We start from the raw sequence: 5,902 nt of genomic DNA on the forward strand, positions 1-5,902 counted from the left end.
CCGCCGCCGGCTACAACTTCTCCCTCCTGCTCAGGTGGCTGAAGGGGTTTTTGTCGCTCTTGATTGCCCTGCTTCAAATCCGGCCGAAGCCGGTCGCCGCTTAGGGCTCGGATTGTTCACGGTCGACTAGTGAGCACTCTCCAATATGTTAGGCTCTGTCGCAGTAGCGCAACAAGCTCAGTCTTTGGATGGGTGGTATGAGGATGAGACGACTGAATGTGTACAGGCTCAGTCTTTTTATCGAGGCTCTCGTTTTTGTCGTAAGCGCGTTCGGTGCGACGTGGCTTACCAGCTTTGTGAACGCGCCATGGTGGACATATGTGATTATAGCGGCCATCGCTATGGGCATGTTCGTCGCCGTGCGTGGGGTCCTTTCTGAGCCGCAACGTATGGGACTCTTGGCACACAACTCGGCAGCGACCTCTGCGTGAACCCAGACGCCTTGAAAATGTGCCCGATGCGTCCGGATTTTTGGCGGTGATCTTCATCAAATGCGATGAGCTGCAATTTCTGGCGACGGCCACGCTAAGGGCGGGCCTCCAGCACCATGTTGAACGGTGTCTCCGCGGCGCGACGCAATCGCTTGAAGCCGCCGCCGGTCACAACCTTGCGCAGCCTCGCCTCACCGGCCTGGGCTCCAAGCGCGAGCCCGACTTCCTGCGACACGGATGCGGGCGTGCACACGAAAGTGGAAGCGGCATAGTAAACGCGGCCGACGGGATTGAGGTTCGCCGCCAGATGATCATGCGCGAACGGCTCGACGATCATCCACGTGCCGTCCGGCTTGAGCGATCCGTGGACATGGGTGGCGGCGCCCGTCGGGTCGCCCATGTCGTGAAGGCAATCGAAGAATGTGACGAGGTCATAGGTTCCGGGATAGCTCTTGGCGGCCGCCACGTCGAACCGCGTGTTAACGCCGACGCCGGCTACCTCGGCCGCCTTGCGGGCGCGCTCAATCGAAGGGGCATGATAGTCGAAGCCGACGAAGCGCGAATTGGGGAAGGCCTGTGCCATGAGCACGGTCGATGCACCATGACCGCATCCAACATCCGCGACGTCCACGCCGCGTTCGAGCTTCTCGACGACGCCCTCCAAGGCCGGCAGCCAGGAGTCGATCAGATTGGCATTGTAGCCTGGACGGAAGAACCGTTCCGTACCGCGAAACAGACACGCGCTATGATCGTGCCACCCGACGCCCTTGCCGGACTGGAATGCCTGCCTCACCTTTTCTTCATCGAGCCACAGCGCGGACAGGAACTCGAATGCGCCTGCCATGAAGGCCGGGCTGTCTTCATCAGCGAACACCAGCTCTTGCTCGGCGTTGAGATAGAATTTGTCGCTCGCTTCATCGTAGTCGACGTAACCCGCCGCCGCCTGCCCGGAAAGCCATTCCCTTACGAGGCGTTCCTGGGTGCCGGTGCGTGTCGAAAGTTCGGCGGCCGTCATCTTGCCGCCTTCGCGCAATGCCTTGAACAGGCCGAGTCTGTCCCCCAGCAGGACTCCCGCGCCCGTTGCGATCGCACCGAGATCGCCGACCATTTTCCCCAAGAATGCGTCCAACTTTTCCTGATTCGCTTCAGACATCTGAATCTCCCTTTGGGTTCAATCTCTCCAGGCGACGGAGCCGTGCTCGTCATGAGGCGCCTTGAGCATCAGATGCTCGAAGACATGCAGATATCCCCGGCGGCTCATTCCGCGCTGCCGATCCTGCACCAGACCATATGGGTGACGACCGGCGCGGTGGTCGGGAATGACAGCCACCTCCATGCCGTTGAAAAGCAGGAAATCCGTCACTTTGCCCTCGTCGGTAACCGGCGGAGCCGGAGTGGTCGTCACCAGGGCAAGCCCTGTTGCAGCAGGTATCCTTGGGCAGCCTGTCAGAACATCGATGACTCCGGTTGTGGTGCCGGGGTGGGCGATCAGGGGCCAAGTGATTGTTCCGCGGCGGCTGTATGTTGTGGTAAGGTGATCATGCGAACTCTTGTTGGTCGGTCACGTGTTTTGCGGATGACCCGCATGTACTGTGCCAAATGAGAAAACCATTCAAACGCAATCCAGTAGATCTGACTGTATCCGACATTGTCGGAATTTGGACATCGCCGAACGCGAAGCGCTCGGGGCTTGTGACGATACTTGAGCGTGCTGCTTCGGAGGAGGGATGAGCCTCGAACCGGCCGCGAGGCCTTTTTCTGGCAACGGATATTCCGGCCGGGTTAGGCCGCGAGGAAAGCGACGGTGAATAAGAGGTAGAGGACCAACCGTTTTGAGCGGGTAGTTGCCGTGTTGCGCCCCCAGGCAAAGGCCAGCACCACGGAGCAGTATTTCTGGTGGCGATACTACAACGCCTTTTAGTGCCGGTTACCCGTTTTTACCCAGTTGGCCTGGTGCATTCAGAGCGAGCTCGTTGGAAACCGCTTATTGTGGCTATGAGCGAACTCGGGATGGAGGAGTGGACCCAAAAATTGGCAAAATGCCCCAGGGAGGATTACATGGGTCGCTCATTCCCCGTACTCGTTACAGGTGCGCGTCGCTTCGCAAACAGCTTGCTTTTGACTTGGCGTTTTTTGCCGTCTCGGCATCGCTCACTAATTCGGCCGCTGCCGACACCGTGAACTGGCGTCAATTCGAAGGGACCAGCATAACTTGGGCCTACGACATCCACCCCTATGCGGATGCTCTCGCTGCGCAATTTCCGGAGTTCGAGAAGCTGACCCGGCATCAAGGTCACGCCGGAACTCTACCCAGACGATTCTTACTGGAACAAGATGACGATCCAACTGACGACGAAGTCGCCAGCATGGGATGTGTTCGGCACTGGCATTCAGCCCGCGTAGGACCTCGCTCCGAGTGGCGCCCTGGAGCCGCTGGACAAATACCTGAGCGATTGGAAGCTTACCGATGCTGGATACGACTACATTACGTGGACATGATCAAGAAGTGCGCGGCTCCTTCCTTCGCGTCCGGCCGCAGCGCGATGACGATCGACTCAAATATGTTCGGCTTCTGGAACGATGTTGCGGGGAAGCCGGCATCCGGCAAGATCGCCTTCGCTCCGCCGCTGCACGCACCGAGCGCCACGAGCTTGGAGTCTGACATCTGGATCTGGGCTCTCGCCATGAACGCGGCTTCCGAAAAGAAGGGCACGGCCTGGCTGTTCATCCCGTGGGCCACCTCCAAGCAGGTGGCGCTCAAGGGTGCCCTTGCTGGCCAGCTCGTCAATCCGCCGCGCACGTCGACCTGGCAGACGACACCTGGACTAAGTACGCTTCGCAGCCCGAGTTCAACAACTTCGTTGACAGCTTCAAAAAGATACAGGACCAAGCCGCGCTGGCTTTCACACCGCGTGTCGGCTTCGGCGAAGCCATGAACGCATGGGCCGTGGCGATGCAGAAGATGGTAAACGGCGATGACGTCGAGACGACGTTGAGGGCGCTTGCCGAAGAAATCCGCACTGGCCTCTGATCAAAAGGAACAGGGCAGTACTATTGCACTGCCCTGTTCCCGCCAACGGCGGAGATCACGCCGTGTCACCCCAAGCACTTAAACCCAGCGTGCCGATGGCAGCCGAAGGACCTGGCGCGCGCGCCTCGTCCGGTTCGGCTTCGCTGGAGGGGCGTTCCATCGACTGTTTCAGCCTTGCAATCATCCAGGCGCTGGCCAAAAGCCAGATGGAGCGCCGGCTCAGGAACCGGCGCAAAAACTCGAGCCTGCCGGCGCTGATCGAGCTGGTGCTGGCGCGGCCGCTGGTGTCGGCAGGTCTGGTCGCGGCCGAGCTGAAAATTAGCCAGCGCGCTGCGCTCGGGCTGGTGCCGAACTCGGCATCCGTGAGGTGACCGGCAGGGGGCGCTACCGGGCGTGGGACCCCGTTTAGCTGCGGCGGGCTTTGGCGAAAGCGACAGCACTGATGATTTTTGCTGTACGCTCATTCTCCCTCATCTGCGCGTTGACAGAAAACCAGCAGGCGAGGGTCACAGCACGCTGTGCTCCCCGCGATTTCCGGAAAACCAATGAAAAACGACTTTGATCGATCGCGCGGGACGTATCATTCAACCATGTCGAGAACGGGCGTGACGGCACGTACACTATGGACCGAGAGAACTTTGTCTGGCGACTTTGCGCACGCTTGCAAAACTCTTCGGAAAACTTCCTTCTGTTGATCCAATGATCGTAATGAGCTGGAGTGGCATCGCCGCTCTCCTCGGTTCTTGCTCTCTCAGTTGAACTTGATGCTAGCCTGCACGAAAACGCCGTAGCGCTTTGCCTTCCAATCGTCGGCCTGCGGGGAACCACGACCGCCCATTGCCTCTTCGAAATGAGCGGTGCCGTTATTCGCCACGGCCGCAACACCGCCTCGAGCTGGACGCCATGCCCATCGCCGTCTTCGGGAATTAGCTTGATCTTGGGCGCATGTGGTGCTGCTCTTTGCCGTCGAGCCGCGTGAAGAGGAACGCCACGTCACCAGAAAGGCTGAGTCGCTCGGTGAGTTGCGTCTGCCCGGCCAAGCCGAGTCGCAGCGAATGCCAATCGTTGTCCTGGCTGAGAGGTTGACGTAGGTGGGACGGTTGGCACACAGGTTCCCCAGTTGGTCGCCTGCTGCGTGCAACCGAAAGCATCGTAGCTCTCGTGCCAGAAATTGTTGCCAACAAAAGCACCGATGCGGTAGCGCGGTGAGTTCAAGAAATTATATCCAAGATCGGCGGTGAAATAGCTGACGCCGCCCCCGCGCTGATCACTGAATGTGTTTGAGTAGCCCCCCATTTCCGTAAGAAGTCCTCGTCATGAGAAAATCCTCCCTGATGCCGCCCGCACCGAGGAGGCCTTTACGAAAATGCCAGTCGGATTGTGGACTCGAATGCGCGTCTAGATCGTCATAGGTGAGCCGCGAGACCAGTGACGTACCTTTATGATTGTAAAGTTCCTTCGATGCGTTGCCGGTACTGGCCAGTAACGTAGTCCACCCTCGAAGGAAAAGACTGAGGCCGCCGACCCGGCTACCGACGCCGACTCGCAATCACCGGCACTCGACGGCGGTTCGGAACTTCTCGGTGCCGCAGCGCCGGCCAAGCCGGACGGGCCCGGTGAAAAATTCGTCGTCGAGGGCAAGGCGCCCGCTGCTGCGCCCGGCCGCGCCGACGATTTTTCTTGGCCGCCAAGGCGGCAGCCTGCGGCCGGGGCCACAACCGAAACGACCACGGCGATCAGTCCGTAAGCTGCCCGGGGCAGCGGAAGGGCGGAAAGCGCCTTCAGGTGGCCGCACAAGTAGGGTCTCGAGACGGACTCAGCGCGGCAGCACGCTCGATCCCATCAGCGCCTCATCGATGGCGCGCGCCGCCTGGCGGCCCTCGCGGATCGCCCAGACGACCAGCGACTGGCCGCGCCGCACGTCGCCCGCCGCATAGAGCTTTTCGACGCTGGTCCTGTAGTCCCGGTCATTGGCCTCGACATTCTTCGAGCGGCGGCTGTCAATGGCGATCTTCATCTGGCCGGCCAGTTCCGACACCGGCCCGCGAGCGGCTGGCCCGGCAAAGCCGATGGCGATGAACGCGAGATCGGCGCGGATGACGAATTCGGTGCCGGCGATCGGCTTGCGCTTTTCGTCGACTTCGCAGCATTTGACCCCGGTCAGCTGGCCGTTTTCGCCGATGAATTCAAGCGTCGCCACCTGGAATTCGCGCTCGGCGCCTTCGGCCTGCGAGGATGACGTGCGCATCTTGGTCGCCCAGTATGGCCAGACCGACAGCTTGTCTTCCTTTTCCGGCGGCTGCGGCCGGATGTCGAGCTGGGTGACGCGCACCGCGCCCTGGCGGAAGGCGGTGCCGACGCAGTCGGAGGCAGTGTCGCCGCCGCCGACGACGACGACATGCTGGCCGCCGGCGAGGATCGGATGCGACGGCCACGCCAC

The 5,902-nt window shown here is 60.6% G+C and carries 5 protein-coding genes and 2 pseudogenes; 3 read left to right on the top strand and 4 right to left on the bottom strand.

The window, feature by feature from the left end:
- Positions 1 to 525 precede the first annotated feature (525 nt).
- From ENZ74_RS18750 to ENZ74_RS35165, 3 genes and pseudogenes are all read right to left on the bottom strand, one after another.
- Positions 526 to 1,584 carry a class I SAM-dependent methyltransferase gene (locus tag ENZ74_RS18750; protein ID WP_024504268.1) on the bottom strand — a complete coding sequence of 353 codons (1,059 nt, stop codon included), beginning with the start codon at positions 1,582 to 1,584 and terminating at the stop codon, positions 526 to 528.
- A gap of 57 nt (positions 1,585 to 1,641) precedes the next feature.
- Positions 1,642 to 1,863: pseudogene (locus tag ENZ74_RS18755) on the bottom strand (insulinase family protein); the annotation flags it as partial.
- Positions 1,864 to 2,916: 1,053 nt separating this feature from the next.
- The gene (locus ENZ74_RS35165) at positions 2,917 to 3,159 is read right to left on the bottom strand and encodes a hypothetical protein (protein ID WP_224571023.1); all 243 of its coding nucleotides are present in this window, start codon (positions 3,157 to 3,159) and stop codon (positions 2,917 to 2,919) included.
- Positions 3,160 to 3,162: 3 nt separating this feature from the next.
- On the opposite strand from ENZ74_RS35165, the gene ENZ74_RS35170 reads away from it, so the two are divergent.
- From ENZ74_RS35170 to ENZ74_RS35175, 3 genes and pseudogenes are all read left to right on the top strand, one after another.
- Positions 3,163 to 3,462 carry a hypothetical protein gene (locus ENZ74_RS35170; RefSeq protein ID WP_224571022.1) on the top strand — a complete coding sequence of 100 codons (300 nt, stop codon included), beginning with the start codon at positions 3,163 to 3,165 and terminating at the stop codon, positions 3,460 to 3,462.
- A 62-nt stretch (positions 3,463 to 3,524) separates the two neighbouring features.
- Entirely contained in the window at positions 3,525 to 3,833 is a 309-nt protein-coding gene (locus tag ENZ74_RS35810) for a helix-turn-helix domain-containing protein (RefSeq protein ID WP_236473435.1), read from the top strand.
- Between the two features lie 1,181 nt (positions 3,834 to 5,014).
- Positions 5,015 to 5,209 (top strand): annotated as a pseudogene (locus ENZ74_RS35175) (DUF459 domain-containing protein); the annotation flags it as partial.
- 69 nt (positions 5,210 to 5,278) lie between these two features.
- Here ENZ74_RS35175 and ENZ74_RS18775 read toward each other — a convergent pair.
- Positions 5,279 to 5,902, bottom strand: a 624-nt coding sequence (locus tag ENZ74_RS18775; protein ID WP_164761083.1) for an FAD-dependent oxidoreductase, incomplete at its 5' end; no start/stop codon positions are given.

The sequence above is a fragment of the Mesorhizobium sp. M7A.F.Ca.CA.002.15.2.1 genome (assembly GCF_003998715.1).
In the GTDB taxonomy this organism is placed as follows: Bacteria; Pseudomonadota; Alphaproteobacteria; order Rhizobiales; family Rhizobiaceae; genus Mesorhizobium; species Mesorhizobium ciceri.

What these genes read in the sequence shown, in the direction of transcription:
- ENZ74_RS18750 (WP_024504268.1), bottom strand. Translation starts at nt 1,584, where the DNA reads ATGTCTGAAGCGAATCAGGAAAAGTTGGACGCATTCTTGGGGAAAATG.
- ENZ74_RS35165 (WP_224571023.1), bottom strand. Translation starts at nt 3,159, where the DNA reads ATGAACAGCCAGGCCGTGCCCTTCTTTTCGGAAGCCGCGTTCATGGCG.